Below are 24,887 nucleotides of genomic sequence, written 5' to 3' on the forward strand. Positions count from 1 at the left end.
CATAATTGACGCAAGCTATGACTCTCACCGAACTCAAATACATCGTCGCAGTCGCCCGCGAGCGGCACTTCGGCAAGGCGGCCGAGGCCTGTTATGTGTCCCAGCCGACGCTTTCGGTGGCCATCAAGAAACTCGAGGACGAACTCGAGGTCAAGCTCTTCGAGCGCAGCGCCGGCGAAGTGACCGTGACGCCGCTCGGCGAGCAGATCGTCCAGCAGGCCCAAAGCGTGCTCGACCAGGCCGCCAGCATCAAGGAGATCGCCAAGCGCGGAAAAGACCCGCTGGCCGGCCCGCTGAACCTGGGCGTGATCTACACGATCGGCCCGTACCTGCTGCCCGACCTGGTGCGCCAGGTGATCGCGCGCACGCCGCAGATGCCGCTGGTGCTGCAGGAGAACTTCACGGTCAAGCTGCTCGAGATGCTGCGCGCCGGCGAGATCGACTGCGCGATCATGGCCGAGCCCTTTCCCGACACGGGCCTGGCGATGGCGCCGCTGTACGACGAGCCCTTCATGGCGGCGCTGCCCGTGAAGCACAAGCTGGCCGACCGCGAGTCGATCACCTCGGAAGAGCTGCAGAGCGAGACGATGCTGCTGTTGGGCACGGGCCACTGCTTTCGCGACCACGTGCTCGAGGTGTGCCCCGAGTTCGCGCGCTTCTCGAGCAATGCCGAAGGCATCCGCAAGAGCTTCGAGGGTTCGTCGCTGGAGACGATCAAGCACATGGTGGCCTCGGGCATGGGCGTGACGCTGGTGCCGCGCCTGTCGGTGCCGGCCGAGGCGCTCAAGCCGAAGGTCAAGGGGCGCAAGGAGCCCGAGCAGATGGTGCGCTACCTGCCCGTGCGCGACGCGCAGGACCGCGACCCGCCGATGCGTCGCGTGGTGCTGGCCTGGCGCCGCACCTTCACGCGCTACGAGGCCATTGCGGCGCTGCGCAACGCGATCTACGCGTGCGAGCTGCCGGGTGTCAAACGACTCTCCTAGCGATTCGGGGCCTTCGCCTACGCGCGGGCTGTTTGGGATCGCTGATCGCTGGGATAGAGTGAAGCTGTTGCGAAGCCGCCTGCCGGCTTTCAGAATTTCGGTGTTGTCACCCAACTTCAAGAAAGACCCCTCCGCCATGGCCAAACCCTCGAAGAAAACCAAGTCCCCGTCGCCCGCAGCTTCCGCCGGCAAGGTGCCCAAGAAGGGCGGCGCCGTCGTTGCGCAGGAGTCGGGCAGCCGCAACGCGCCGATCATCAACATCGGCATCGAACGCCAGGACCGCGCGGCCATCGCCGAGGGCCTGAGCCGCGTGCTGGCCGACACCTACACGCTGTACCTCACGACGCACAACTTCCACTGGAACGTGACGGGCCCGCACTTCAACTCGCTGCACGCGATGTTCATGACGCAGTACACCGAGCTGTGGGGCTCGACCGACGTGCTCGCCGAGCGCATTCGCGCGCTGGGCCACTACGCGCCGGGCTCGTACGCCGAATTCAGCAAGATCGCCACCGTGCCCGACGTGCCGCAGACCCCGCCCAAGGCGATGGAGATGGTGCGCATCCTCGTGAAGGGCCACGAAACGGTGTCGCGCATCGCGCGCGAGTTCATCCCGGTGGCCGAAGAGGCCGGCGACGACCCGACCGCCGACATGCTGACCGCGCGCTGCACGGTGCACGACCAGACGGCCTGGATGCTGCGCTCGCTGCTCGAGGACTGATGACGTCTTCCTGATGCTCTCCCGGTGCGCCGGGAGTCCCTGCAAGAGCGGCACAATGGCCGCTCTTTTTTCGTCTGCCCGTCCGTCGCATGCCTCTCGCCCGCCGTTTCGCGCTCTACCTCGATCTGATCCGCTGGAACCGGCCGGCCGGCTGGCTCCTGTTGCTGTGGCCCACGCTGGGCGCACTCTGGTTCGCGGCCGACGGCTGGCCCGGCTGGCACCTGCTCGCGGTGTTCACGCTCGGCACCTTCCTCATGCGCAGCGCGGGCTGCTGCGTCAACGACGTGGCCGACCGTGAGTTCGACCGCCATGTGAAGCGCACGGCCCAGCGGCCCGTGACGAGCGGCGCGATGTCGGTCAAGGAGGCGCTGGGGCTGGGCGCGGTGCTGGCGCTGCTGTCCTTCGGGCTGGTGCTCACCACGAACCGCACGACGGTGCTGTGGTCGTTCGCGGCGCTGGCGATCACGCTGATCTACCCGTTCGCCAAGCGCTTCGTGTCGATCCCGCAGGCGGTGCTGGGCATCGCCTTCAGCTTCGGCATCCCGATGGCCTTTGCCGCGGTGCAGTCGACGGTGCCGGCCTTTGCCTGGTGGCTGCTGGCGGGCAACCTGTTCTGGGTGCTGGCCTACGACACCGAGTACGCGATGGTGGACCGAGACGACGACCTGAAGATCGGCATGAAGACCTCGGCGATCACCTTCGGCCGTTTCGACGTGGCGGCGGTGATGGCGAGCTACGCGATCTTCCTGGCGGTCTGGATCTGGGCCGGTGCCAGCCGGTCGCTGGGGGGGCTCTTCTATCTAGGCATTGCCGCGGCGGTGGCCCAGGCGCTCTGGCACTGGCGCCTGATCCATGACCGCACGCGCGAGGGCTGTTTCAAGGCCTTCCGCGAAAACCACTGGCTGGGCTTCGCGCTGTTCGTCGGCATCGTGGCGGGCTACACCGCTCGGTAGCCGCCCGCCACCGGCTCAGCCGCGCCCGAACTCCTCACCCAGCTCGGCCGCGCGCTTCTGCGCGGCGCGGATGGCGGTCTTGAACTGGCCCTTCACATCCGAGGCTTCGAGCGCGCTCAGGGCCGCGTAGGTCGTGCCGCCCTTGGAGGTCACGCGTTCGCGCAGCACCGACGGCGGCTCGGTCGCACTGTGCGCCAGCGCCGAGGCGCCGGTGAAGGTGCCGATGGCCAGCCGCTGGGCCTGGTCGGGTGTGAGGCCCATCTCGACGCCGGCCTCGGTCATCGCCTCGATGAAATAGAACACGTAGGCCGGGCCGGAGCCCGACATGGCGGTCACCGCGTCGAGCGCGGGTTCGGCGTCGACCCAGATCAGCTCGCCGGTCGGCGCCAGCAGCTGGCCGACGCGCGCACGGTCGGCGCTTTCGACGCCGGGCCGCGCGAAGAGGCCGGTCATGCCCTTGCCGACCAGGGCCGGCGTGTTGGGCATGGCGCGCACCACGCGCTCGGTGCCGAGCCAGCGGGCGATGCTGTCGGACGGAATGCCCGCGGCCACGCTCAGGTGCAGGGCGTCGCCGGCAAAGGCGCGCACCGGGCGCGTGGCTTCCGCGAAGGTCTGGGGCTTGACCGCCCACACCACCACGGCGCAGCGCGCGAGGGCTTCGCTGGCCTCGGCCCTGGCGACGATGCCGTAGGACTGGGCCAGCTTGGTGCGGGCCTCCTCGAAAGGCTCGACCACTTCGAAGTTGTCGGCCGCGACGCCTTGCTGGATCAGGCCGCCGATGATGGCGCTGGCCATGTTGCCGCCGCCGATGAAGGCGATGGGGGGCAGGGGGCCCGGCGCGGTGCGGGGCAGGAAGGTCACGGCGATGGTCATGGTCGGTCGGTGTAGGCGAAAGCGGCGAACTGCGTCACTTGCAGCGGGTTGAAATTGTCGTCGCTCACGACCACCAGCAGGCGGCGGCCGTCGGGCAACGCTGGGCCCCAGCACATGCCCTCGGTGTTGTCGAGGCGCGAGAGGCCGAGGCTGGCGAAGTCGGCCACGAGCGTCTTGGCGGCCGGGCGGTGGTTGCCGGGTGAGAGGGCGTCGATGGCGAGCACGTCGTCGGCGGCGCGGGTGTCTATTTCATACAGGCGCAGCGAATTGCCGGCGCCCGTGGCGTAGGCCCGTTCCAGCACCAGCATGCGGTGGGCGTCGAGCATCAGCGCCTCGCTCACGCCGTTGTCGGCGTAGGTGCCCGGCACCAGCGGGCGCAGCGGAATGGCGTCGGGCACGTAGGCGATCTGGCGCACGGCGCGGCCGGTCGACAGGTCGATCTGGGTGAAGCGGCAGGGGCCACCGGGGGCGGCGGTGGTCGGGGTCGGGCCGTCCTGGACCAGCGCGTTTTCCATCGCGAGCCAGGCCGAGCGGTCGTCGGGCGTGAGGGCCAGGCCTTCGAACGTCAGGTTGTCGCGCGGGCCGCGGCGTTGGGTGGGGTCCGGGGCGAACATCGCCGGCAGGGCGAATTCGCGCAGAAAGCGGCCGTCGCGCGCCGATTCATATAAGGCGGGACCGAAACCGCGGGCGAGGTCGCCTTCGCTGGTCCAGAGCAAGGTGCCGGCCGAGGGGCGCAGGCGCAGGGCTTCGGGGTCGGGAACGGGCAGGCCGGCGACCGCCTGGCGCCGCCCGGGCCAGGGGCCGCCACCGGGGCGTTGCAGCTGGACAACGCCGGTGGGCTCGGGCGCGGCGTCGGCAGGCTGGGGCCAGCGCGCGGTGTAGCAGCGCACGGGGGCCAGGTCTGACCGGTCATCACTGAGAAGCAGGTACTCACCTTTGGCGGTGTCGTAGTCGATGCCGGACAGGCCGCCCGCCGGGGTGTTCTCTATAGAGCGTCGGTGTGCCCAGCGGGCTTCCCCCAGGCGCTGCAGCCGGCCGGTGTCCGGCGCCGGTGTTGCGCTGCGGCAACCCGTAAGCCCCAGTGATCCCAGCCCCAGCAGGCCCGCGCCGCCCGCCAGCAGGCGTCGGCGCCGCACGGAAGGCGGCGAAACGAGGGGGTGGATGGGGGCGCGCACGCCACAAAGTCTAGCGGCTGTCGAAGTTCGCGTGATGAGGCAGTTGACATCGCCCGGCATGGGTGCCACAATCGCGGGCTTCGCTTTCAAAAGGCGAAGCTTTCAGCCCAAAGCGGAAGCGTCTCGAGTGGTTCGAGGCGTGGACGACGGGCCCAAGACTGACCGCGGTGTCTCCCTCCTGGAGGCTCATCGGTACAAGTTGGGAATATCAAGAAATGATCCAAACTGAATCCCGGCTCGAAGTGGCCGACAACACGGGCGCGAAATCCGTCCTGTGTATCAAGGTGCTCGGTGGCTCCAAGCGGCGTTACGCCAGCGTGGGCGACGTCATCAAGGTCAGCATCAAGGAAGCCGCTCCGCGTGGTCGCGTCAAGAAGGGCGAGATCTACAGCGCAGTGGTGGTCCGCACCGCCAAGGGCATCCGTCGTGCTGACGGTTCGCTCGTCAAGTTCGACGGCAATGCCGCCGTGCTGCTCAACGCCAAGCTGGAGCCCATCGGCACCCGCATCTTCGGACCGGTCACGCGCGAACTGCGCACCGAGAAGTTCATGAAGATCGTGTCGCTGGCACCCGAAGTTCTCTAAGGACACAACGCCATGAACAAGATTCGCAAAGGCGACCAGGTCATCGTGTTGGCCGGTCGTGACAAGGGCAAGCGCGGCGTCGTGTCGCTGCGCGCAGACGATTCGCATGTGATCGTCGACGGCATCAACCTCGTCAAGAAGCACACCAAGCCGAACCCCCTCAAGGGTACGACCGGTGGCATCGTCGAGAAGACCATGCCGATTCACCAATCCAACGTGGCGATCTTCAATGCTGCGACCGGCAAGGCCGATCGCGTGGGCATCAAGGTCACCCAAGGTGCCGACGGCAAGCGCGTGGCTGTTCGCGTCTTCAAGTCGAGCGGCGACGAAATCAAGTTCGCCTAAGAGGTACTCACATGGCACGTCTCCAACAACACTATCGCGAAAAGATCGCGAAAGACCTGACGGAAAAGTTCGGCTACAAGTCGCCGATGCAAGTTCCGCGTCTCACCAAGATCACCCTGAACATGGGTGTGGGTGAAGCAGTCGCCGACAAGAAGGTCCTCGACAACGCCGTCGCCGACCTGACCAAGATCGCTGGCCAGAAGCCCGTGGTCACCAAGTCGAAGAAGGCCATCGCCGGCTTCAAGATCCGCGAAAACCAGCCGATCGGCTGCATGGTCACGCTGCGTGGCGTGCACATGTACGAGTTCCTGGACCGTTTCGTCACCGTGGCCCTGCCCCGCGTGCGTGACTTCCGCGGTATCTCGGGTCGCGCATTCGACGGCCGTGGCAACTACAACATCGGCGTCAAAGAGCAGATCATTTTCCCTGAGATCGAGTACGACAAGGTCGACGCCCTGCGCGGTCTCAATATCAGCATCACGACGACGGCCAAGACCGACGAAGAAGCCAAGGCGCTTCTCGCTGGCTTCCGTTTCCCGTTCAAGAACTGAGGCGAACCATGGCCAAACAATCTTTGATCCAGCGCGAACTCAAGCGCGACAAGCTGGTTGCCAAGTTCGCTGCGAAGCACGCGGAACTGAAGGCAATTTCCAACGACGCGAAGAAGAGCGACGAAGAGCGCGCTGCAGCCCGCCTGGGCCTGCAGAAGCTCCCGCGCAACGCGAACCCCACGCGCCAGCGCAACCGTTGCGAAATCACCGGTCGCCCCCGTGGCACCTTCCGTCAATTCGGTCTGGCTCGCGCCAAGATCCGTGAACTGGCTTTCGCTGGCGACATCCCCGGTGTCACCAAGGCCAGCTGGTAAGCCAGGCAGGAGCAAACAACATGAGCATGAGTGATCCCATTGCCGACCTGCTGACGCGTATCCGTAACGCGCAGATGGTGGCGAAGCCCACTGTGTCGATCCCGTCTTCCAAGGTGAAGGCCGCGATTGCACAAGTCCTGAAGGACGAAGGCTACATCGACGGCTTCGAAGTGAAGACCGATGCCGGCAAGTCCGAACTCGTCATCACGCTGAAGTACTACGCTGGCCGCCCGGTCATCGAACGTATCGAACGCGTGAGCCGCCCCGGCCTGCGCGTCTACAAGGCCAGCGCCGCCATCCCGCAAGTCCAGAACGGCCTCGGCGTTGCGATCGTCACGACCCCCCAGGGCGTGATGACCGACCGCAAGGCTCGCGCTACCGGTGTCGGTGGCGAAGTTCTGTGCTACGTCGCCTAACCGAGACATCGAGGAGTTACTGAAATGTCCCGAGTAGGAAAAATGCCGGTCGCCATCCCCGCAGGTGTGGATGTGTCGATCAAGGAAGACCAGATCAGCGTCAAGGGCACGGGCGGCACGCTCAACCTGGCTCGCAATGCGCTGGTGAATGTCGTCAGCAATGACGGCAAGCTGAGCTTCGAGCCCGCCAACGAATCGCGTGAAGCGAATGCGATGAGCGGCACGATTCGCCAGCTGGTGAACAACATGGTGGTTGGCGTGACCAAGGGCTTCGAGAAGAAGCTCAACCTGGTCGGCGTCGGCTACAAGGCTGCAGCGTCCAACAACAAGTTGAACCTGCAAGTCGGTTACTCGCACCCGGTCAACATCGACATGCCGCAAGGCATCACGGTGACCACCGCGACCCCGACCGAAATCGTGATCAAGGGTGCTGACCGTCAGCGCGTTGGTCAAATCGCCGCTGAGATCCGCGCTGTTCGTCCGCCTGAGCCCTACAAGGGCAAGGGTATCCGTTATTCGGACGAGAAGATCGTGATCAAAGAGACCAAGAAGAAGTAAGGGGCAGCAAAATGATGTTGACCAAAAAAGCACAGCGTCTTCGCCGCTCGCGCCAGACCCGCATCCGGATCGCGACGCAGGGCGTGGCCCGCCTCACGGTGAATCGCACCAACCTGCACATCTATGCCACCGTCATTTCCGACGACGGCACCAAGGTGATCGCAACCGCATCGACCGCCGAAGCCGAAGTGCGCGCAGCACTCGGCGCCTCGGGCAAGGGTGGCAATGCCGCCGCTGCCACCGCCATCGGCAAGCGCATCGCTGAAAAGGCGAAGGCTGCCGGCGTCGAGAAGGTCGCTTTCGATCGCGCAGGTTTCGCCTACCACGGCCGCGTCAAGGCGCTGGCCGAGGCAGCCCGCGAAGCCGGTCTGCAGTTCTAATCGGACACGAGATTCAAAATGGCAAAGATTCAAGCAAGAACGCAGAACGAAGGTCCTGAGGACGGTTTGCGCGAGAAGATGATCGCGATCAACCGCGTCACCAAGGTGGTGAAGGGTGGTCGTATCCTCGGTTTCGCAGCACTGACCGTGGTCGGTGACGGTGAAGGCCGCGTCGGCATGGGCAAGGGCAAGTCGAAGGAAGTGCCTGCTGCCGTGCAGAAGGCAATGGAAGAAGCCCGTCGCAACCTGTTCAAGGCAGCGATCAAGAACGGCACGCTGCACCACCAAGTGCAAGGCCATCACGGTGCCGCCAGGGTCGTGATGTACCCGGCTCCCAAGGGTACCGGCATCATCGCCGGCGGCCCGATGCGCGCCGTGTTCGAAGTCATGGGCATCACCGACATCGTGGCCAAGAGCCATGGTTCGTCGAACCCCTACAACATGGTTCGCGCCACGCTCGACGGGTTGAAGAACTCGACGACGGCCGGCAATGTGGCTGCCAAGCGCGGTCTCACCGTCGAAGAAATCTTCGCCTGAGCGCAAGCTCTCGCAAGGCTGAAGGAAGCATTCAAATGACGCAACAACAAACCCTCAAGGTGCAGCTGGTGAAGAGCCCGATCGGCACCAAGGAATCGCATCGCGCGACCGTGCGTGGCCTCGGCCTGCGCAAGCTCAACAGCGTGAGCGAGCTGCAAGACACGCCCGCAGTGCGCGGCATGATCAACAAGATCAGTTATCTGGTCAAAGTTCTGTAAGAGAGACTGATATGGAACTCAATGGCATCAAGCCGGCAGCTGGCGCCAAGCACGCCAAGCGTCGCGTTGGCCGCGGCATCGGCTCCGGCATCGGCAAGACCGCAGGTCGCGGTCACAAGGGCCAGAAGTCGCGCGCAGGCGGTTTCCACAAGGTCGGCTTCGAAGGCGGTCAAATGCCGCTGCAGCGTCGCCTGCCCAAGCGTGGCTTCAAGTCGCACCTGCTGAAGTACAACGCCGAAGTCACGCTGACTGCTCTCGAGCAGCTCGGCCTGGCCGAAGTCGATGTCCTGGCACTGAAGCAAGCCGGCCTCGTGGGCCAGCTCGCCAAGGTCGTCAAGATCATCAAGACCGGCGAACTCACCAAGGCCGTCAAGCTGACGGGCGTGGGTGCGACCGCTGGTGCCAAGGCTGCTATCGAAGCAGCCGGCGGCAGCTTCGCCTGATCACCTTCGGACTGAAAGAAGTTCTTCGTGGCAACTAACGCGGCAACGATCGCAAAAACAGGCAAGTTCGGCGACCTTCGTCGTCGGCTCGTCTTTTTGCTGCTCGCGCTCGTGGTCTACCGGATTGGCGCGCACATTCCTGTGCCGGGTATCAACCCGGACCAGCTGGCAGCGTTGTTCCAGGGCCAGCAGGGCGGCATTCTGAGCCTGTTCAACATGTTCTCGGGCGGGGCGCTGTCGCGTTTCACCGTGTTCGCGTTGGGGATCATGCCGTACATCTCGGCGTCGATCATCATGCAGCTGATGACCTACGTGCTTCCCAGCTTCGAGCAATTGAAGAAGGAAGGCGAGGCCGGTCGCCGCAAGATCACGCAGTACACGCGCTATGGCGCGCTCGGTCTGGCTCTGTTCCAGTCGTTCAGCATCGCAGTGGCCCTCGAATCGTCGGCCGGTCTGGTGATCGCCCCCGGTTTCGGCTTCCGCCTGACCGCCATGGTGAGCCTGACCGCTGGTTCGATGTTCCTGATGTGGCTCGGCGAGCAGATCACCGAACGCGGTCTCGGCAACGGCATCTCGATCCTGATCTTTGCAGGTATCGCGGCCGGTCTGCCCGGTGCCATCGGCGGCCTGGCTTCGCTGGTGACGACCGGCGCGATGAACCCCATCGTCGCGCTCTTCATCATCGCGGTCGTGGTGCTGGTCACCTACTTCGTGGTGTTCGTGGAACGCGGTCAGCGCAAGATCCTCGTGAACTATGCGCGGCGCCAGGTTGGCAACAAGGTCTACGGCGGTCAGTCGTCGCACCTGCCCCTGAAGCTGAACATGGCCGGTGTGATTCCTCCGATCTTCGCGTCGTCGATCATTCTGCTGCCGGCAACGGTGGTGGGCTGGTTCAGCGCTGGTGACGGTGGCTTCCGCTGGATCAAGGACATCGCCAGCGCATTGCGTCCGGGCGAGCCGATCTACGTGCTGCTGTACGCTGCTGCGATCGTTTTCTTCTGCTTCTTCTACACGGCACTCGTGTTCAACAGCAAGGAAACGGCCGACAACCTGAAGAAGAGTGGTGCGTTCATTCCTGGCATTCGCCCGGGTGACCAGACCGCTCGCTATATCGACAAGATTCTGGTTCGCCTGACGTTGGCTGGCGCGGTGTACATCACCTTCGTCTGCCTGCTGCCCGAGTTCCTGATCCTGAAGTACAACGTGCCGTTCTACTTCGGTGGTACCTCCCTGCTGATCATCGTGGTCGTCACGATGGACTTCATGGCCCAGGTGCAAAACTACATGATGTCCCAGCAGTACGAATCGCTGCTGAAGAAGGCGAACTTCAAGACATCGTAGGGCTGTGAGTTTCAGTATTGAGTCCGGGCGGTAGACCGCCACGTTAAACAGTTTTAGGAGAATGAAATGAGAGTTTCGGCTTCGGTCAAAACCATCTGCCGTAATTGCAAGGTCATCCGCCGTAAAGGTGTGGTGCGTGTGATTTGCACCGACCCGCGCCACAAGCAGCGCCAGGGTTGATTGAAGAGTATTAGAGGACGCACATGGCACGTATTGCTGGCATCAACATCCCGCCGCACAAGCACGCTGAAATCGGCCTGACCGCCATTTTCGGTATCGGTCGCACCCGCGCCCGTCAAATCTGCGAAGCGAGCGGCATCGAATATTCGAAGAAGATCAAGGATCTGACCGACGCCGATCTCGAAAAGATCCGCGACCAGATCGCTCTGTTCACGATCGAAGGCGATCTGCGTCGCGAGACGACGATGAACATCAAGCGTTTGATGGACATCGGCTGCTATCGCGGCTTCCGTCACCGTCGCGGCCTGCCGATGCGCGGCCAGCGCACGCGCACCAACGCCCGCACCCGCAAGGGTCCGCGCAAGGCTGCGCAGTCCCTGAAGAAATAAGGATAGACAAGCATGGCTAAAGCACCTGCAAACAACGCCGCACAGCGCGTTCGCAAGAAGGTTCGCAAGAACGTTGCGGACGGTATCGCCCACGTGCATGCCTCGTTCAACAACACCATCATCACGATCACCGATCGCCAGGGCAACGCCCTGTCGTGGGCTTCGTCGGGTGGCCAGGGCTTCAAGGGCTCGCGCAAGTCGACCCCGTTCGCTGCGCAGGTCGCTTCCGAAGTGGCCGGCCGTGCTGCTGTCGAACAAGGTATCAAGAACCTCGACGTCGAGATCAAGGGCCCCGGTCCTGGTCGCGAGTCGTCGGTGCGCGCACTGGCTGCGCTCGGCATCCGGATCAATTCCATTGCCGACGTGACGCCCGTTCCGCACAACGGCTGCCGTCCCCAGAAGCGTCGCCGCATCTGATCGTCAGTCCGCAAGGCGCAGCCAGCTTTCGAGCGGCTGCGCATTTGTTTTTTCACTAAGCCCACCGCCATCGGCACATCCGCCGACGGCTCCCGCAGGCAACTGCGGCAGATGACACCAAGGAAATACCGTGGCACGTTACCTCGGCCCCAAGGCCAAACTTTCCCGCCGTGAAGGCACCGACCTGTTCCTGAAGAGCGCCCGCCGCTCCATTCAAGACAAGGCCAAGTTCGACTCCAAGCCCGGCCAGCACGGCCGCACCTCGGGTCAGCGCACCTCCGACTACGGTCTGCAGCTGCGTGAAAAGCAGAAGGTCAAGCGCATGTACGGCGTGCTCGAGAAGCAGTTCCGCCGCTACTTCGAAGAAGCCGATCGCCGCCGTGGCAACACCGGCGCCAACCTGCTGTTCATCCTCGAGTCGCGCCTGGACAACGTGGTCTACCGCATGGGCTTCGGCTCGACGCGCGCCGAAGCACGCCAGCTCGTGTCGCACAAGGCGATCACCGTGAACGGCCAGTCGGTCAACATCCCGTCGTACCTGGTCAAGACCGGTGACGTGATCGCCGTGCGCGAAAAGTCGAAGAAGCAGAACCGCATTGTCGAAGCGCTGCAACTCGCCCAACAAGTCGGCATGCCGGCCTGGGTCGATGTGAACGCTGACAAGGCCGAAGGCACCTTCAAGAAGGTCCCGGATCGCGACGAATTCGCAGCCGACATCAACGAATCGCTGATCGTCGAACTGTATTCGCGTTGATTTTCTCTACCCGCCTGCGCGTCTTTGCGCCGGCGGGAGATTGATATTGTTGTTCACGTTCCTGCTCCGCACTCTGTTGCGGATCAGGCGCTTCACCAGCCTTACCGGTGTAACGAGCCGGGGGTATTGAGAGGAAGTCTGCATGCAAACCACCCTGCTGAAACCCAAGACCATCCAGGTCGAGCAACTTGCCGCCAACAAGGCCAAGGTCACGCTCGAACCTTTCGAGCGCGGCTACGGCCACACGCTCGGCAACGCGCTGCGTCGCGTTCTGCTGTCGTCCATGGTTGGCTACTCGGCCACCGAAGTCACGATCGCTGGCGTTCTGCATGAGTACTCGTCGATCGACGGCGTGCAGGAAGATGTCGTCAACATCCTGCTGAATCTCAAGGGCGTGGTGTTCAAGCTCCACAACCGCGACGAAGTCACACTGAGCCTGCGCAAGGACGGCGAAGGCCCGGTCCTCGCGTCGGACATCCAGACCCCGCACGACGTCGAGATCATCAACCCCGACCACGTGATCGCGCATCTGTCGCAAGGCGGCAAGCTCGACATGCAGATCAAGGTCGAAAAGGGTCGCGGCTATGTGCCTGGCACGATGCGCCGCTACGCGGACGAGCCGACCAAGTCGATCGGCCGCATCGTTCTCGATGCGTCGTTCTCGCCCGTCAAGCGCGTGAGCTACACCGTCGAAAGCGCTCGTGTCGAACAGCGTACCGACCTGGACAAGCTGCTGGTCGAGATCGAGACCAACGGTGCGATCAGCGCCGAAGATGCCGTTCGCGCATCGGCTAAAATCCTGGTTGAACAGCTCGCCGTGTTTGCGCAGCTCGAAGGCGGCGAACTCGCTGCATTCGATGCACCCGCACCGCGCAGCGCCCAGCAATTCGATCCGATCCTGCTGCGCCCTGTCGACGAACTCGAACTGACGGTGCGTTCGGCCAACTGCCTGAAGGCCGAAAACATCTACTACATCGGTGACCTGATCCAGCGCACCGAAAACGAGCTGCTCAAGACCCCGAACCTGGGTCGCAAGTCGCTCAACGAAATCAAGGAAGTCCTCGCTTCGCGCGGCCTCACCTTGGGTATGAAGCTTGAAAGCTGGCCGCCGGCCGGTCTCGACAAGCGTTGATTTTTGTTTTGAATTGAGCCCCTGAGGGCTCGTGCCCGGGCAGTACCTGATACGGCTGCCTGTTTAATAAAGTAAAGGAAAAGCACCATGCGTCACGGACACGGACTTCGCAAACTCAACCGCACCAGCTCGCACCGCCTTGCGATGTTGCAGAACATGATGAATTCGCTCATCGAGCACGAAGTCATCAAGACCACGGTCCCCAAGGCCAAGGAACTGCGCCGCGTCATCGAGCCGATGATCACCCTGGCCAAGAAGCCCACGCTCGCCAACAAGCGCCTGGCCTTCGACCGCCTGCGCAGCCGCGACAGCGTCGTCAAGCTCTTCGGCGAACTCGGCCCGCGTTTCGCAGCGCGTCCGGGCGGCTACACCCGTATCCTGAAGATGGGTTTCCGCGTGGGCGACAACGCCCCGATGGCGCTCGTCGAACTGGTCGACCGTGCTGAAATTAAAGATGCTGGCGCTGAGCAAAACGCCGCTGAATAAGCTATAATTTATACTTGCCGCGCGATGGAGCAGCCTGGTAGCTCGTTGGGCTCATAACCCAAAGGTCGCAAGTTCAAATCTTGCTCGCGCAACCAATTTAAAAGGCCCTTTGAGAAATCAAAGGGCCTTTTTCTTTGTCCAAATTCTTTTGGAAATTCCCGGTCGAAATTCGACACAAAAAAATGCCCTCGCGAAGAGGGCTTTTCTGTTTCTGGACCGGCCCCAAAGAGGCCGGTTTCGAGAACGTGCGCAGCGAATGCGTCTGAGGGGCTGCGCTGACGCGCAGCCCAAGCGCAGGATCAGTCCGGAATGACCGCCGTCACCTCGATCTCCACCTTCGCGCGATGCTCCACCAGCGCCGCCACCTGCACGCAGGTCATCGCCGGGAAGTTGCGGCCCAGCGCGTCGCGGTAGACCGGGCCGAGCTCGGACAGGCGACGGCTGTACTCGTCGCGGTCCGTCACGTACCAGGTCATGCGCACCATGTGCTCGGGGCCGGCACCGGCTTCGCGCAGCACCTCGGCGATGTTGCGCAGCGCCTGGCCGCACTGGTCGATGAAGTCGTCGGATTCGAACTGCTGCTGGGCATTCCAGCCGATCTGGCCGCCGACGAACACCTGGGTGCCGCGCGCCGCGATGCCGTTTGCATAGCCCTTCGGGGGCAGCCAGCCCGGGGGCTGAATGAGTTTGTTCGTCATGATGGTGTGTTGCTGTTGAGTTGTCTCAATTTGAAGCGCTGGAGTTTGCCGGTTTCGGTGCGCGGCAGCGCCGTCACGAACTCGATCTCCCGCGGGTACTTGAAGGGGGCGATGGTGGCTTTCACGTGGTCCTGGAGGGCCTTCACCATCGCTGCGTCGCCGGTGTTGCCGGGCTTGAGCACGCAGAAGGCTTTCACGATCATGCCGCGGTCGGCATCGGGCTTGCCGATCACGCCGCACTCGGCCACGGCCGGGTGCTTGAGCAGCGCATCTTCCACCTCCGGGCCGCCGACGTTGTAGCCGGCCGTGATGATCATGTCGTCCGCACGCGCCTGATAGAAGAAGTAGCCGTCGTCATCCTGCACGAAGGAGTCGCCAGGGTAGTTCCAGCCGTTCTTCACGTAGTCGGCCTGGCGTGGATCGTCGAGGTAGCGGCAACCGACCGGGCCTTGCAGCGCCAGCTTGCCGACCGTGCCGCGCGGCACTTCGTTGCCCTCGTCGTCGACCACCTTGGCCGTGAATCCCGGCACCGCCTTGCCGACGGCGCCGCGGCGCACGTCGTCGCCGGCGGCCGAGATGTAGATGTGAAACACCTCGGTGCCGCCGATGCCGTCGAGCATCTCGATGCCGGTGGTCTCCTTCCAGAGTTGGCGCGTGGCGTCGGGAAGCGCCTCGCCTGCGCTCACGCAGATGCGCAGGCTCGGCGCCCCGTGCTGCCGGACGAAGGGCGCCATCTGGCGATAGAAGGTGGGCGCGGTGTAGCAGAGGGTCGCGCCGACCTCGTTGATGAGCTTCACGAGCGCCTCGGGCGAGAAGGCGCCCTCGGGAAAGTACACCGACGCACCGGCCCACATCGGGAAGATCAGCAACCCGCCGAGCCCGAAGGTGAAGGCCAGCGGCGGCGTGCCGACCACGATGTCGTCGCTGCGCGCGCGCAGCACGTGGCGTGGCCAGGTCTGGCACATCGCGACCACGTCGCGGTGCGTGGTGACAGGCGCCTTGGGCTTGCCCGTGGTGCCCGAGGTGAAGGCGAGCAGCGCGATGTCGTCGGCGGCCGTGGGGCAGGCGGGGAACACGCCGCTCTTGCTCGCTGCGCGGGCCGACAGCGAATCGGGCGCGTCGGGCTGATTGAAGGCAATCACCGTCGCAAGCACGGGGTGCGCCTGCTGCGCGGCCACCAGCTCCTCGAGCAGGCGGCCTTCGCACAGTGCGGCCACGGGCTGCGATTTCTCGATGATCTCGCCGAGCTCCTTGGCGCGCAGCAGCGGCATCGTCGCCACCGCGATCAGCCCGGCCTTGACCACGGCCAGCCACGACAGCGCCATCCACACCGAGTTGCCGCCGCGCAGCAGCACGCGGTTCCCGGGCACGAGCCCGAGATCCTCGACCAGCACCTGGGCGATGCGGTTCACCTCGACGCCCGCCTGGGCGTAGGTGAGCACGCCAGCGGGCGAGCGCAGCATCGGCCGGTCGCCGAAGCCCTTGGCGACCGCCTTGTCCAGCAGCTCCTCGACCAGGTTCAGCTGGTCGGGGAACTGCAGTTCGGGCAGGTCGTAGCGAAAGACCGGCAGCTGCGCGGCAGGCGGCAGGCGGTCATGAACGAAGCGATCGACTTGGGCAGACACGGTTTCACCCCCGCAAAACGGATTTGCCGATGATCAGTTGCTGGACTTCCGTCGCGCCTTCGTAAATGCGCAGCGAGCGGATGTCCCGGTACAGGCTTTCGATCTTGGTGCCGACCTTCACGCCGAGTCCCCCATGCATCTGCAGCGCCATGTCGATCACGCGGCTCGCGTTCTCGGTGGCGCACATCTTGGCCATGGCGGCAGCCGCCGACACGTCGCCGACTGCCGGTGCGCCGCGGCGCTCCGCGTCGTCGCGCATCCATGCGGCGCGGTAGGTGAGCAGCGCGGCGCTGTCGATCAGCGCGGCCATCTCGCCGAGCTTGGCCTGCGTGAGCTGGAAGTCGGCCAGCGTCTGGCCGAACATGCGGCGGCCCTTGGCGTGCGCGATGGCTTCGGCGAGTGCACGGCGTCCCATGCCGAGTGCGGCCGCGGCGACCGAGGCGCGGAAGATGTCGAGCGTGCGCATCGCGAGCTTGAAGCCGCCGTTCAGCGTGCCCAGCTGCGCCGTGCGCGGCACGATGCAGTTGTCGAAGCGCAGGGTGGCCAGCGGGTGCGGCGCCATCACGTCGATGTGGGCCGAGGTGTCGAGCCCCGGCGTTGTCGCGTCGACGATGAACACCGTGATGCCGCGCGTGCCGGCCGTGGGGTCGGTCTTGGCGAACACGCAGTAGAAGTCGGCGATGCCGCCGTTGCTGATCCAGGTCTTCTCGCCGTTCAGGCGCCAGCCGTCGGCGGTGGGCTCGGCGCGCATCGCCATCGCTGCCACATCGGAGCCGGCCTCGGGTTCGCTGAGTGCGAAGGCCGCGATCTTCGCGCCCTTGCCGACCGCCGTGAGGTACTGCGACTGCTGCTCGGGCGTGCCGTCCAGCGTGATCGCGCCGCTGCCCAGGCCCTGCATCGCGAACGCGAAGTCGGCCAGTGGCGAGTGGTAGCCCAGCGTTTCGCGCAGCAGCACGAGCGCGCGCGAATCGAGGCGCTCGAGCGCGCCGCCGGCACTGCCGGGCACTGCGTAGCGCAGCCAGCCGGCGTCGCCGAGGCGGCGCACCCATTCACGGCAGGCCGCGCGGTCGTCGCGCTCATCGATCTCCTGGGCGGCGCACCAGGGCAGCAGGTCGTTGGCGAGCGCGCGGTGCGCGTCGTCGAAGAACGGCAGCGCGAGGTGCGCGGTCGAAGGTGGGGCAGGAATCTTGGTCATCATGATGCGCGTCAGTCTCCGCCGAACACCGGCTTGCGCTTGGCCGCGAAGGCTTCGTAGGCGCGCTTGAAGTCTTCGGTCTGCATGCAGATCGCCTGTGCCTGCGCTTCGGCCTCGATGGCCTGGTCGATGGTCATCGACCATTCCTGCGACAGCATGGTCTTGGTCATGCCGTGCGCGAAGCTCGGGCCCTCGGCCAGATCGCGCGCGATCTTGGTGGCGGCGTCGAGCAGCGAGGCGCTGTCGTGCAGTGCGTTGAAGAAGCCCCAGGCCTGGCCTTCGTCGGCGGTCATGGCGCGGCCGGTGAACAGCAGCTCCGAGGCGCGGCCCTGGCCGATCACGCGCGGCAGCAGCGCGCAGGCGCCCATGTCGGCGCCGGCCAGACCCACGCGGGTGAAGAGGAAGGCGGTGCGCGTGGCGGGCGTGCCGTAGCGCAGGTCGCAGGCCAGCGCGATCATCGCGCCGGCGCCGGCGCACACGCCGTCGATCGCGCCGACGATGGGCTGCGGGCAGTTGCGGATGGCCTTCACGAGGTCGCCCGTCATGCGCGTGAACTCGAGCAGCTCGGGCATGCGCATACCGGTCAGCGGGCCGATGATTTCATGCACGTCGCCGCCCGAGCAGAAGTTGCCGCCGGCGCCGGTGACGACGATCACCTTCACGTCGGTCGCGTAGGTCAGCGCGCGGAACAGGTCGCGCAGTTCGGCGTACGAGTCGAAGGTCAGCGGGTTCTTGCGCTCGGGACGGTTCAGCGTGATGGTGCCCACGCCGGCTTCGTAGCGCCATGCAAAGTGCTCGGCCTTGTAGTCGGCCTTGGGTTCGAATTGCGCGCGCATGGGATTGCTTGCGCCGATGTAGTGCTTCATGCGGTCTCCGCCAATTGGCTGCTGTGGGAATGTTGCTTGACCTTGCCGAGCAGCTTGTGAAGCTGCGCGATCTCCTTGGGGTTGAGGCTCGAGAAAGCCTCGACGATCCAGTCTTCGTGCTGCTGCGCCATCTCGTTGAAGAGCTTGCGTCCGCGCGGCGTGAGGCGCACGCGCCAGGCGCGGCGGTCGCCCTCGACGTTGATGCGCTCCACCAGCCCTTCGGTCACGAGCTGGTCGGTGATGCCGGTGACGTTGCCGCCCGTGACCATCATGCGGCGCGAGAGCTCGTTCATCTTCAGGCCGTCGGGCGAGCGCTCGAGCTGCGACATGAGATCGAAGCGCGGCAGCGTGGTGGCGAACTGCGCGCGCAGGCCGTTGCGCACTTGCTTTTCCACCAGCTGCGTGCAGGTGAGCAGACGCAGCCAGAGGCGCAGCGCCTCGGGGTGCTCGCTGTGGGCGCGTGCTTCGAGGTCCATGTCAGTGTGTCTCTTCGGCGTCGGCCGCGCGGCCCGCGGCGGCGGTGGCCGCGGCGATCTGCTGCTGCTTGGCGATCTCGCGGTACATCTGGTCGCGGCCGCTCAGGTACTGCTTGGGCCAGTCGACGTCGCGGCTTTGCAGCTTGGCGGCTTCGTGCAGCGTCCACGCCGGGTCGGCCAGGTGCGGGCGCGCCACGGCGCACAGGTCGGCGCGGCCGGCCGCGATGATGCTGTTGGCCTGGTCGGCGTCGGTGATGGCGCCCACTGCGATGGTCGAGATGCCGACCTCGTTGCGGATGCGGTCGGCGAACGGCGTCTGGTACATGCGGCCGTACACAGGCTTCGCATCGCGCGTTGTCTGACCGGAAGAGACGTCGATGAAGTCGGCGCCGGCCTCCTTGAAGAGGCGCGCGACCACCACGGCGTCGGCATCGGTGTTGCCGCCTGGCGCCCAGTCGTGCGCCGAGATGCGCACGCTCATCGGCTTGTCGGCGGGCCACACGGCGCGCATCGCGCGGAACACTTCGAGCGGGTAGCGGCAGCGCGCTTCGATGTCGCCGCCGTACTCGTCGATGCGCTGGTTGGTGAGCGGGCTGATGAAGGCCGACAGCAGGTAGCCGTGCGCACAGTGCAGTTCGAGCCAGTCGAAGCCGCACTCGACCGCCCGGCGTGTCGAGTCGACGAACTGGTCGCGCAGCGTGTCCATCTCGGCGCGCGTGATCGCGGCCGGCAGCTGGTTCTGTTCGCCGTAGGGCAGGGCGCTCGCGCCGAGCACGGGCCAGTTGCCGCTTTCGAGCGGCTCGTCGGTGCCTTCCCAGCCCACGCGCGTCGAGCCCTTGGGGCCGCTGTGGCCGAGCTGGATCGCGATCTTGGCGCTCGACTGCGTGTGCACGAAGTCGACGATGCGCTTGAACGCGGCCTGCTGCGTGTCGTTGTACAGGCCCGTGCAGGCCGGCGTGATTCGGCCTTCGGGCGTCGGGCTGGTCATCTCGACGCAGACCATCGCGGCACCGCCGAGCGCGCGCGCGCCCAGGTGCACCAGCAGGAAGTCCTGCGGCACGCCGTCGACCGCGCTGTAGGTGGCCATCGGCGAGACCACGATGCGGTTCTTCAGCTCGAGGCCGCGCACCTTCAGCGGCATCAGCATCGGTGCCATCGCCTTGCCGCCTGCCAGCCACTGCTCGTAACCGCCGAGCCATTGCGTGTCGCGCACGCGCAGGTTCTCGTGGCTGATGCGCTGCGAGCGCGTGAGCAGCGAGTACGCGAACTGCTCGATCTCCATGCCCGTGTAGCGTGGCACGTTCTCGAACCACTCGGTCGAGTTGCGCGCGGCGTTCTGGATCTTCAGCACCTCGACGCTGCGACGGGCTTCATAGCCTTCGAGCACGTGGTCGAGCGTGCCGCCCTGTTCGAATTCGTTGGCCAGGTCGATCGCGTCTTCGAGTGCGAGCTTGGTGCCCGAGCCGATCGAGAAGTGCGCCGTGTGCGCGGCATCGCCCATGAGCACGACGGGCACCGAGCGGCCCTCGACGTCGATGCGGTGCGTCCAGCGCTCGCACACCACGCGCGGAAAGCGGATCCAGTTGGCCGAGCCGCGCAGGTGTGTGGCGTTGCTGATGAGCGCGTGGCCGCCGAGGTACTTGGCGAACAGCTTCTCGCAGAAGGCGATGGCCTCGGGCTGCTCCATCTGGTCGAGGCCGTGGGCCTTCCACACCGCTTCGGGCGTCTCGACGATGAAGGTCGAGGTCTTGTCGTCGAACTGATAGGCGTGCGCCTGGAACCAGCCGTGCTCGGTCTGTTCGAAGGCGAAGGTGAAGGCGTCGAAGGTCTGGTGCGTGCCCAGCCACACGAAGCGGCAGTTGCGCAGATCGATGTCGGGCTTGTACACGTCGGCGTAGCGCTGGCGGATGCGGCTGTTGAGGCCGTCGCTGGCAATGACGAGGTCGGCCTTGTACTGCGCGGCAATCGCCTGGTCGTCGGTGGCGTCGGTTTCGAACACCAGCTCCACGCCGAGTTCGAGGCAGCGTTCCTGCAGGATGTTCAAGAGGCGCTTGCGGCCAATGCCGCAGAAGCCGTGGCCGCCCGAGCGCACCTGGCGGCCCTTGAAGAAGACCTGGATGTCGTCCCAGTGATGGAACTCGTTGCCGATGAGCGCGGCCGTGGGGCCGTCGGCTTTGCGCAGGTTGCCCAGCGTCTGGTCGCTGAGCACCACGCCCCAGCCGAAGGTGTCGAAGGGGCGGTTGCGTTCGACCACGGTGATCTGCAGCGCCGGGTTGCGGGCCTTCATCAGCAGGGCGAAATACAGGCCGGCTGGACCCCCACCGATGCACAGGATGCGCTGGAGGTCCGAGGCGGGCGCGAGGCGGGGGGAGGTCAAGCTGTTCATGGTTGAATAGTTTAGGCATAAACGATCTGTTGTCAACGAGGGGTTCTCTGCAGAGGCCCCGTGCCCGTGCGGCGCGCGATGTCATGCAAATTCTTGGAAAAATCAATACCATGGCCCCATGCAACACTTGATACCCAAGATCGAGTCGCAGCTGGCCTCGCTGCCCGTGCCCATCGCACTGGAGCTGCCCGACGGGCGCCGGGTCGCCCAGGCGGGTTCACGCGTGACGCTGGCTTTCAAGGAGTGGTCGGTGCTGGCCAAGCTGGCCGGCCGGCAGGTCGGGGCCATCGGCGAGGCCTACGTCGAGGGCAAGGTGCAGATCGAGGGCGCCATGCGCGACCTGATCGACGCCACCGTCGGCCTGTTGCCCGGCAACCCCGCGGAGACCGACACCAGCTGGTGGAGCCGCCTGCAGCACCGCGCCAAGTCGCGCGGCTCGCACTCGCTGCGCAAGGACGCCGCGCAGATCGAGTTCCACTACGACGTCTCCGACGATTTCTACGCGCTGTGGCTGGACCCGCGCCGCGTCTATTCATGCGCCTACTTCCGCACGCCCGAGCTCACGCTGGCGCAGGCGCAGGAAGCCAAGCTCGACCACATCTGCCGCAAGCTCATGCTGCAGCCCGGCGAGCGCTACCTCGACGTCGGTTCGGGCTGGGGCGCGCTGCTGCTGTGGGCGGCCGAGCACTACGGCGTGGACGCCACCGGCATCACGCTGTCGAAGAACCAGCATGCGCATGTGCAGCGGCTCATCGAAGAAAAAGGCTTGCAGGGCCGCGTGCGCGTGGAGCTGCGCGACTACCGCGAGCTGCCCGACGACCAGCCCTTCGACAAGATCTCGTCGGTGGGCATGTTCGAGCACGTAGGCGCGGCCAACATGCCGACCTACTTCCGCAAGATCCACACGCTGCTCAAGCCGGGCGGGCTGGTGCTCAACCACGGCATCACCTCGGGCGAGCTGAACTACCGCCAGCTCGGCGCTGGCATGGGCGACTTCATCGAGAAGTACATCTTCCCCGGCGGCGAGCTGCTGCACGTGACGCACGTGCTGCGCGAGACCGCGGCGGCCGGGCTGGAGATGGTCGACACCGAGAGCCTGCGCCCGCATTACGCGCGCACGCTGTGGGCGTGGTCGGATGCGCTCGAGGCGCAGCTCGATGCCGCGCGCGAGGTGCTGGGCCGCAGCGGTGGCCGCCAGGGCGAGAACGCCGAGCGCGTGCTGCGTGCCTACCGCCTGTACCTCGCGGGCTCGGCGATGAGCTTCGAGCAGGGATGGATCTCGCTGCACCAGATGCTGTCGACCAAGCCCGACGGCAAGGTCGAACATGGCGCCTTGCGCGGTGCGCAATCGGTGTACCCTTTTGCCCGTGACTACATCTACAAATAAGTGAGGACACCACCACCATGCTCTACCGCTTCAAATCCCGGGCCGCCCCAGACTTCGTGATGCTCGAGGTGCATGCGCGCCAACTGCTCGACATCGTCGGCAAGCCGGCCGCGCCGCAGGGCATCATCACGGTCGAGCAGATCCCCGGCGCCATCGCCGCCCTCGAGGCCGCACTGGCCCGTGAAAGCAGCAAGCCCGCGCCGCACAACCACGACGAGCATGCCGTCGAAGGCCACGACGCCGAAGCCGAGAAGCAGCATGTCGGCCTGCACCAGCGCGCCGCGCCGCTGCTGCACATGCTCAAGGACTCGCAGGCCGAGAGCAAGGACGTGACCTGGGGGACCTGAGCGGTCCCGGCTCGTGATCAGTCCACCTTTGCGCCGGACTCTTTCACGACTTTCGCCCACTTCACGTGCTCACTCGCAATGAGCTTCGTGAAGTCCGCCGGCGAATTGCCGCTCGGGATCGCGCCCTGGGCCAGCATCTTTTCCTTGATCGCCGGCGTGCCCAGCGACTTGGCCACTTCCTGCTGGATGCGGTTCACGATCTCCGGCGACGTGCCGGCCGGCGCCAGCAGCCCGAACCATGAGCTCGCCTCGTAGCCCTTGAGCGCGGGGCCACCGGCTTCTTCCACCGTCGGTACATCGGGCAGCGCGGGCGAGCGCTGCGAACTGGTCACGGCCAGCGCCGTGAGCTTGCCGCCCTTGATCTGCGCCATCGACGAGGGCAGGTTGTCGAACATCACATCGGCATTGCCGCCCACCATGTCCAGCAGCGCCGGGCCCGAACCCTTGTACGGAATGTGGGCCATGAAGGTGCCCGTCATGCTCTTGAAGAGTTCGCCCGCCAGGTGGATCGAGGTGCCGCTGCCGCTCGATGCCATGTTCAGCTTGCCGGGATTCGCCTTCGCGTACTTGATGAAGTCCTGCACGTTGCGGATGTTCAGCGACTTGGCTTTTTCGGCGTTCATCTCCATCACGTTCGGCACGGCGGCCACCAGGGTGATCGGCGCGAAGTCCTTGATCGGGTCGAAGGGCAGCTTGGGGTACAGCGCGCGGTTGATGCCGTGCGTGCCCACCGTGCCCATCAGCAGCGTGTATCCGTCGTTGGCCGAGCGCGCGACGATTTCGGCGCCCACGTTGCCGCCGGCGCCCGCGCGGTTGTCCACGATGAACTGCTGGCCGAAGGCCTTCGACAGCTCGGGCGCCACGGCGCGCGCCAGGATGTCGGTGGTGCCGCCGGCCGCGAAGGGCACGACGATGCGCACCGGCTTGGTCGGCCAGGTGGCCTGTGCGTGCGCCGCGCCGCCCAGCAGCGCCAGAGTGGCCGCTGCCGTGGCGACGAGCGCGAAGCGGCGGGTGGAGGAAGTGGTGGAAGAAGAGCGGGAGATGGAAGTCATGCGCGCCTTTGTACAGGGGGGCGCCGCAGGCGTCGCGAGTAAAAACCCCGGCCCGTGGGGGTGGATGCCGCTCAGCCCACCTGCATCCGCTGCGCGAACTGCGCCTCGCGAAAACGCGCCAGCACGAAATCGACGAACACCCGCGTCTTCGGCGGCAGCAGCTTCTTGCTCGGGTAGTAGATCCACACGGCGCCCGAATCCTGGTACCACCCAGGCAGCAGCCGCACCAGCGCGCCGCTGCGCAGGCCGCGTTCCACGAAAGGCATCGGCAGCATCGCCACGCCGAGCCCCAGCAGCGCCGCCTGCGCGATCGCCTCGGGGTCGTTGAAGATCGCGCGCGGGCGCGCCGGCAGGTCGACCATGGTTTCCTCGCCGCTCGCATGCCGCAGCGTCCACGGCCGCAGCCGGCCTGTGGGCGAGGAGCGGCGCAGCAGCACGTCGAAGCGTGCCAGCTCGGACGGATGCGCAGGCAGCGTGCGCCCCGCCAGGTAGGCCGGCGCCGCCACCGCGACCACGTGGATGCGCGCCAGCTCGCGCGCCACCACGCCGGGCGACAGCGCAATACCGCCGCCGATGGCCGCGTCGAAGCCCTCGCCGACCAGGTCCACCTGCTGGTTGTCGAAATGCCAGTCGGGCACGATGCCCGGGTAGCGCGCCAGGAAGTCGCCCATGAACGGCAGCACGTGCTCGCGCCCGAAGGCCTGGCCCATGCTCACCTTGAGCGTGCCCGAGGGCTGGCCGTCGTCCTGCGCGAGGCCGGCCACCGCGTCCTGCAGCGTGGCCAACGCACCGCCCACCTGCGCCAAAAAACGCTCGCCGGCCTCGGTCAGCGTGAGCCGGCGCGTGCTGCGCTGGAACAGCCGCACGCCCAGCCGCGCCTCGAGCCGCGCCACGTTCTTGCTGACCGCTGCGGGCGTCAGCCCCAGGCGCCGCGCGGCGGCCGAGAAGCTGCCGCCCTCGGCGCTCTGCACGAAGGATTCGAGGTGATTGAGCGGTTCCATGCCGCCATTCTGTCGCTCATCTTCAACTTTGGGTTGAATCTGATCGGGCCGATTGATGGCTACCGCAAAGGGAATGGAATTCCGACACTGAAGGCCTTCCTCCT

32 protein-coding genes and 1 tRNA gene are annotated in these 24,887 nt (G+C 65.5%); 23 read left to right on the plus strand and 10 right to left on the minus strand.

Features of this window, described 5'->3' with window-relative positions; all coding sequences use genetic code 11:
* Nucleotides 1-17: 17 nt before the first annotated feature.
* The 3 genes from AC07OH_RS28375 (at nt 18) to ubiA (ending at nt 2,657) form a co-directional block, all read left to right on the plus strand.
* Nucleotides 18-983, plus strand: a complete 966-nt coding sequence (locus AC07OH_RS28375; RefSeq protein ID WP_062474802.1) for a LysR substrate-binding domain-containing protein — start codon at nt 18-20, stop codon at nt 981-983.
* A gap of 136 nt (nt 984-1,119) precedes the next feature.
* Entirely contained in the window at nt 1,120-1,704 is a 585-nt protein-coding gene (locus AC07OH_RS28380) for a Dps family protein (RefSeq protein WP_369630563.1), read from the plus strand.
* Nucleotides 1,705-1,793: 89 nt separating this feature from the next.
* Nucleotides 1,794-2,657, plus strand: coding sequence for a 4-hydroxybenzoate octaprenyltransferase (gene ubiA, locus AC07OH_RS28385; protein ID WP_495302938.1), 864 nt, complete (start codon nt 1,794-1,796; stop codon nt 2,655-2,657).
* Nucleotides 2,658-2,672: 15 nt separating this feature from the next.
* Here the strand turns inward: ubiA and proC are convergent, their stop codons facing one another.
* On the minus strand, nt 2,673-3,530 hold the full coding sequence (gene proC, locus AC07OH_RS28390) for a pyrroline-5-carboxylate reductase (RefSeq protein ID WP_495302939.1): 858 nt from the start codon (nt 3,528-3,530) through the stop codon (nt 2,673-2,675).
* On the minus strand, nt 3,527-4,666 hold the full coding sequence (locus AC07OH_RS28395; RefSeq protein ID WP_495302940.1) for an esterase-like activity of phytase family protein: 1,140 nt from the start codon (nt 4,664-4,666) through the stop codon (nt 3,527-3,529). The genes proC and AC07OH_RS28395 overlap by 4 nt, the downstream gene beginning before the upstream one ends.
* A gap of 254 nt (nt 4,667-4,920) precedes the next feature.
* Between AC07OH_RS28395 and rplN the strand changes: the two genes are divergently transcribed.
* From rplN to AC07OH_RS28485, 18 genes are all read left to right on the plus strand, one after another.
* Nucleotides 4,921-5,289: a 50S ribosomal protein L14 gene (gene rplN / locus AC07OH_RS28400; protein WP_009124801.1), complete on the plus strand. Its 369-nt coding sequence runs from the start codon at nt 4,921-4,923 to the stop codon at nt 5,287-5,289.
* Nucleotides 5,290-5,301: 12 nt separating this feature from the next.
* Nucleotides 5,302-5,634 (plus strand): 50S ribosomal protein L24, encoded by a 333-nt coding sequence (rplX, locus tag AC07OH_RS28405; RefSeq protein ID WP_062474813.1) that lies wholly within the window; start codon nt 5,302-5,304, stop codon nt 5,632-5,634.
* An 11-nt stretch (nt 5,635-5,645) separates the two neighbouring features.
* Entirely contained in the window at nt 5,646-6,185 is a 540-nt protein-coding gene (gene rplE / locus AC07OH_RS28410; RefSeq protein WP_056576993.1) for a 50S ribosomal protein L5, read from the plus strand.
* Between the two features lie 8 nt (nt 6,186-6,193).
* Nucleotides 6,194-6,499 carry a 30S ribosomal protein S14 gene (gene rpsN / locus AC07OH_RS28415; protein ID WP_489061237.1) on the plus strand — a complete coding sequence of 102 codons (306 nt, stop codon included), beginning with the start codon at nt 6,194-6,196 and terminating at the stop codon, nt 6,497-6,499.
* Between the two features lie 20 nt (nt 6,500-6,519).
* Nucleotides 6,520-6,915 (plus strand): 30S ribosomal protein S8, encoded by a 396-nt coding sequence (rpsH, locus tag AC07OH_RS28420; RefSeq protein WP_056516708.1) that lies wholly within the window; start codon nt 6,520-6,522, stop codon nt 6,913-6,915.
* 24 nt (nt 6,916-6,939) lie between these two features.
* Complete coding sequence (rplF, locus tag AC07OH_RS28425) at nt 6,940-7,473, plus strand: 50S ribosomal protein L6 (protein ID WP_099793808.1); 534 nt, start codon at nt 6,940-6,942, stop codon at nt 7,471-7,473.
* 14 nt (nt 7,474-7,487) lie between these two features.
* On the plus strand, nt 7,488-7,853 hold the full coding sequence (gene rplR, locus AC07OH_RS28430) for a 50S ribosomal protein L18 (protein WP_056577252.1): 366 nt from the start codon (nt 7,488-7,490) through the stop codon (nt 7,851-7,853).
* 18 nt (nt 7,854-7,871) lie between these two features.
* A complete protein-coding gene (rpsE, locus tag AC07OH_RS28435; RefSeq protein ID WP_099793806.1) occupies nt 7,872-8,390 on the plus strand; it encodes a 30S ribosomal protein S5 in 519 nt (172 codons plus the stop codon).
* A gap of 35 nt (nt 8,391-8,425) precedes the next feature.
* On the plus strand, nt 8,426-8,608 hold the full coding sequence (rpmD, locus tag AC07OH_RS28440) for a 50S ribosomal protein L30 (RefSeq protein WP_019653974.1): 183 nt from the start codon (nt 8,426-8,428) through the stop codon (nt 8,606-8,608).
* Nucleotides 8,609-8,619: 11 nt separating this feature from the next.
* Complete coding sequence (gene rplO, locus AC07OH_RS28445; protein ID WP_099793804.1) at nt 8,620-9,051, plus strand: 50S ribosomal protein L15; 432 nt, start codon at nt 8,620-8,622, stop codon at nt 9,049-9,051.
* A 27-nt stretch (nt 9,052-9,078) separates the two neighbouring features.
* Nucleotides 9,079-10,392: a preprotein translocase subunit SecY gene (secY, locus tag AC07OH_RS28450; RefSeq protein ID WP_119555012.1), complete on the plus strand. Its 1,314-nt coding sequence runs from the start codon at nt 9,079-9,081 to the stop codon at nt 10,390-10,392.
* 66 nt (nt 10,393-10,458) lie between these two features.
* Entirely contained in the window at nt 10,459-10,572 is a 114-nt protein-coding gene (rpmJ, locus tag AC07OH_RS28455) for a 50S ribosomal protein L36 (protein ID WP_013544106.1), read from the plus strand.
* A gap of 23 nt (nt 10,573-10,595) precedes the next feature.
* Entirely contained in the window at nt 10,596-10,961 is a 366-nt protein-coding gene (gene rpsM / locus AC07OH_RS28460; RefSeq protein WP_013544105.1) for a 30S ribosomal protein S13, read from the plus strand.
* Between the two features lie 12 nt (nt 10,962-10,973).
* Nucleotides 10,974-11,378: a 30S ribosomal protein S11 gene (gene rpsK / locus AC07OH_RS28465; protein ID WP_009124825.1), complete on the plus strand. Its 405-nt coding sequence runs from the start codon at nt 10,974-10,976 to the stop codon at nt 11,376-11,378.
* A 130-nt stretch (nt 11,379-11,508) separates the two neighbouring features.
* A complete protein-coding gene (gene rpsD / locus AC07OH_RS28470) occupies nt 11,509-12,132 on the plus strand; it encodes a 30S ribosomal protein S4 (RefSeq protein WP_056576976.1) in 624 nt (207 codons plus the stop codon).
* A 142-nt stretch (nt 12,133-12,274) separates the two neighbouring features.
* A complete protein-coding gene (locus tag AC07OH_RS28475) occupies nt 12,275-13,264 on the plus strand; it encodes a DNA-directed RNA polymerase subunit alpha (protein ID WP_056576973.1) in 990 nt (329 codons plus the stop codon).
* An 87-nt stretch (nt 13,265-13,351) separates the two neighbouring features.
* On the plus strand, nt 13,352-13,750 hold the full coding sequence (gene rplQ / locus AC07OH_RS28480; RefSeq protein ID WP_056576970.1) for a 50S ribosomal protein L17: 399 nt from the start codon (nt 13,352-13,354) through the stop codon (nt 13,748-13,750).
* Between the two features lie 18 nt (nt 13,751-13,768).
* Nucleotides 13,769-13,845 (plus strand) — tRNA-Met (locus AC07OH_RS28485).
* 204 nt (nt 13,846-14,049) lie between these two features.
* On the opposite strand, the gene AC07OH_RS28490 is transcribed toward AC07OH_RS28485, so the two are convergent.
* The 6 genes from AC07OH_RS28490 to AC07OH_RS28515 are packed head-to-tail and all read right to left on the minus strand — an operon-like array spanning nt 14,050 to nt 20,996.
* A complete protein-coding gene (locus AC07OH_RS28490; protein ID WP_056576966.1) occupies nt 14,050-14,448 on the minus strand; it encodes a RidA family protein in 399 nt (132 codons plus the stop codon).
* On the minus strand, nt 14,445-16,073 hold the full coding sequence (locus AC07OH_RS28495) for an AMP-binding protein (protein WP_495302941.1): 1,629 nt from the start codon (nt 16,071-16,073) through the stop codon (nt 14,445-14,447). Before AC07OH_RS28495 ends, AC07OH_RS28490 begins: the two co-directional genes overlap by 4 nt.
* Before the next feature lie 4 nt (nt 16,074-16,077).
* Entirely contained in the window at nt 16,078-17,271 is a 1,194-nt protein-coding gene (locus tag AC07OH_RS28500) for an acyl-CoA dehydrogenase family protein (protein ID WP_095950395.1), read from the minus strand.
* 8 nt (nt 17,272-17,279) lie between these two features.
* Nucleotides 17,280-18,134, minus strand: a complete 855-nt coding sequence (locus AC07OH_RS28505; protein WP_495302942.1) for an enoyl-CoA hydratase family protein — start codon at nt 18,132-18,134, stop codon at nt 17,280-17,282.
* A complete protein-coding gene (locus tag AC07OH_RS28510; RefSeq protein ID WP_056576953.1) occupies nt 18,131-18,610 on the minus strand; it encodes a MarR family winged helix-turn-helix transcriptional regulator in 480 nt (159 codons plus the stop codon). Before AC07OH_RS28510 ends, AC07OH_RS28505 begins: the two co-directional genes overlap by 4 nt.
* A 1-nt stretch (nt 18,611) precedes the next feature.
* Nucleotides 18,612-20,996, minus strand: coding sequence for a bifunctional salicylyl-CoA 5-hydroxylase/oxidoreductase (locus AC07OH_RS28515; RefSeq protein ID WP_495302943.1), 2,385 nt, complete (start codon nt 20,994-20,996; stop codon nt 18,612-18,614).
* 118 nt (nt 20,997-21,114) lie between these two features.
* Between AC07OH_RS28515 and AC07OH_RS28520 the strand changes: the two genes are divergently transcribed.
* Nucleotides 21,115-22,383 carry a class I SAM-dependent methyltransferase gene (locus AC07OH_RS28520; protein WP_489061230.1) on the plus strand — a complete coding sequence of 423 codons (1,269 nt, stop codon included), beginning with the start codon at nt 21,115-21,117 and terminating at the stop codon, nt 22,381-22,383.
* Between the two features lie 17 nt (nt 22,384-22,400).
* Nucleotides 22,401-22,730 (plus strand): DUF1840 domain-containing protein, encoded by a 330-nt coding sequence (locus AC07OH_RS28525; protein WP_489061229.1) that lies wholly within the window; start codon nt 22,401-22,403, stop codon nt 22,728-22,730.
* A 17-nt stretch (nt 22,731-22,747) separates the two neighbouring features.
* Here AC07OH_RS28525 and AC07OH_RS28530 read toward each other — a convergent pair whose 3' ends face one another.
* The gene (locus AC07OH_RS28530) at nt 22,748-23,782 is read right to left on the minus strand and encodes a Bug family tripartite tricarboxylate transporter substrate binding protein (protein ID WP_495302944.1); all 1,035 of its coding nucleotides are present in this window, start codon (nt 23,780-23,782) and stop codon (nt 22,748-22,750) included.
* 71 nt (nt 23,783-23,853) lie between these two features.
* Nucleotides 23,854-24,783, minus strand: coding sequence for a LysR family transcriptional regulator (locus AC07OH_RS28535; protein WP_495302945.1), 930 nt, complete (start codon nt 24,781-24,783; stop codon nt 23,854-23,856).
* Nucleotides 24,784-24,887: the final 104 nt, after the last annotated feature.

The organism is Variovorax sp. GW821-FHT10C12, from assembly GCF_059415405.1.

What these genes read in the sequence shown, in the direction of transcription:
- AC07OH_RS28375 (WP_062474802.1), top strand. Translation starts at nt 18, where the DNA reads ATGACTCTCACCGAACTCAAATACATCGTCGCAGTCGCCCGCGAGCGG.
- AC07OH_RS28380 (WP_369630563.1), top strand. Translation starts at nt 1,120, where the DNA reads ATGGCCAAACCCTCGAAGAAAACCAAGTCCCCGTCGCCCGCAGCTTCC.
- ubiA (WP_495302938.1), top strand. Translation starts at nt 1,794, where the DNA reads ATGCCTCTCGCCCGCCGTTTCGCGCTCTACCTCGATCTGATCCGCTGG.
- proC (WP_495302939.1), bottom strand. Translation starts at nt 3,530, where the DNA reads ATGACCATCGCCGTGACCTTCCTGCCCCGCACCGCGCCGGGCCCCCTG.
- rplN (WP_009124801.1), top strand. Translation starts at nt 4,921, where the DNA reads ATGATCCAAACTGAATCCCGGCTCGAAGTGGCCGACAACACGGGCGCG.
- rplX (WP_062474813.1), top strand. Translation starts at nt 5,302, where the DNA reads ATGAACAAGATTCGCAAAGGCGACCAGGTCATCGTGTTGGCCGGTCGT.
- rplE (WP_056576993.1), top strand. Translation starts at nt 5,646, where the DNA reads ATGGCACGTCTCCAACAACACTATCGCGAAAAGATCGCGAAAGACCTG.
- rpsN (WP_489061237.1), top strand. Translation starts at nt 6,194, where the DNA reads ATGGCCAAACAATCTTTGATCCAGCGCGAACTCAAGCGCGACAAGCTG.
- rpsH (WP_056516708.1), top strand. Translation starts at nt 6,520, where the DNA reads ATGAGCATGAGTGATCCCATTGCCGACCTGCTGACGCGTATCCGTAAC.
- rplF (WP_099793808.1), top strand. Translation starts at nt 6,940, where the DNA reads ATGTCCCGAGTAGGAAAAATGCCGGTCGCCATCCCCGCAGGTGTGGAT.
- rplR (WP_056577252.1), top strand. Translation starts at nt 7,488, where the DNA reads ATGTTGACCAAAAAAGCACAGCGTCTTCGCCGCTCGCGCCAGACCCGC.
- rpsE (WP_099793806.1), top strand. Translation starts at nt 7,872, where the DNA reads ATGGCAAAGATTCAAGCAAGAACGCAGAACGAAGGTCCTGAGGACGGT.
- rpmD (WP_019653974.1), top strand. Translation starts at nt 8,426, where the DNA reads ATGACGCAACAACAAACCCTCAAGGTGCAGCTGGTGAAGAGCCCGATC.
- rplO (WP_099793804.1), top strand. Translation starts at nt 8,620, where the DNA reads ATGGAACTCAATGGCATCAAGCCGGCAGCTGGCGCCAAGCACGCCAAG.
- rpmJ (WP_013544106.1), top strand. Translation starts at nt 10,459, where the DNA reads ATGAGAGTTTCGGCTTCGGTCAAAACCATCTGCCGTAATTGCAAGGTC.
- rpsM (WP_013544105.1), top strand. Translation starts at nt 10,596, where the DNA reads ATGGCACGTATTGCTGGCATCAACATCCCGCCGCACAAGCACGCTGAA.
- rpsK (WP_009124825.1), top strand. Translation starts at nt 10,974, where the DNA reads ATGGCTAAAGCACCTGCAAACAACGCCGCACAGCGCGTTCGCAAGAAG.
- AC07OH_RS28475 (WP_056576973.1), top strand. Translation starts at nt 12,275, where the DNA reads ATGCAAACCACCCTGCTGAAACCCAAGACCATCCAGGTCGAGCAACTT.
- rplQ (WP_056576970.1), top strand. Translation starts at nt 13,352, where the DNA reads ATGCGTCACGGACACGGACTTCGCAAACTCAACCGCACCAGCTCGCAC.
- AC07OH_RS28490 (WP_056576966.1), bottom strand. Translation starts at nt 14,448, where the DNA reads ATGACGAACAAACTCATTCAGCCCCCGGGCTGGCTGCCCCCGAAGGGC.
- AC07OH_RS28500 (WP_095950395.1), bottom strand. Translation starts at nt 17,271, where the DNA reads ATGATGACCAAGATTCCTGCCCCACCTTCGACCGCGCACCTCGCGCTG.
- AC07OH_RS28505 (WP_495302942.1), bottom strand. Translation starts at nt 18,134, where the DNA reads ATGAAGCACTACATCGGCGCAAGCAATCCCATGCGCGCGCAATTCGAA.
- AC07OH_RS28510 (WP_056576953.1), bottom strand. Translation starts at nt 18,610, where the DNA reads ATGGACCTCGAAGCACGCGCCCACAGCGAGCACCCCGAGGCGCTGCGC.
- AC07OH_RS28515 (WP_495302943.1), bottom strand. Translation starts at nt 20,996, where the DNA reads ATGAACAGCTTGACCTCCCCCCGCCTCGCGCCCGCCTCGGACCTCCAG.
- AC07OH_RS28520 (WP_489061230.1), top strand. Translation starts at nt 21,115, where the DNA reads ATGCAACACTTGATACCCAAGATCGAGTCGCAGCTGGCCTCGCTGCCC.
- AC07OH_RS28525 (WP_489061229.1), top strand. Translation starts at nt 22,401, where the DNA reads ATGCTCTACCGCTTCAAATCCCGGGCCGCCCCAGACTTCGTGATGCTC.
- AC07OH_RS28530 (WP_495302944.1), bottom strand. Translation starts at nt 23,782, where the DNA reads ATGACTTCCATCTCCCGCTCTTCTTCCACCACTTCCTCCACCCGCCGC.
- AC07OH_RS28535 (WP_495302945.1), bottom strand. Translation starts at nt 24,783, where the DNA reads ATGGAACCGCTCAATCACCTCGAATCCTTCGTGCAGAGCGCCGAGGGC.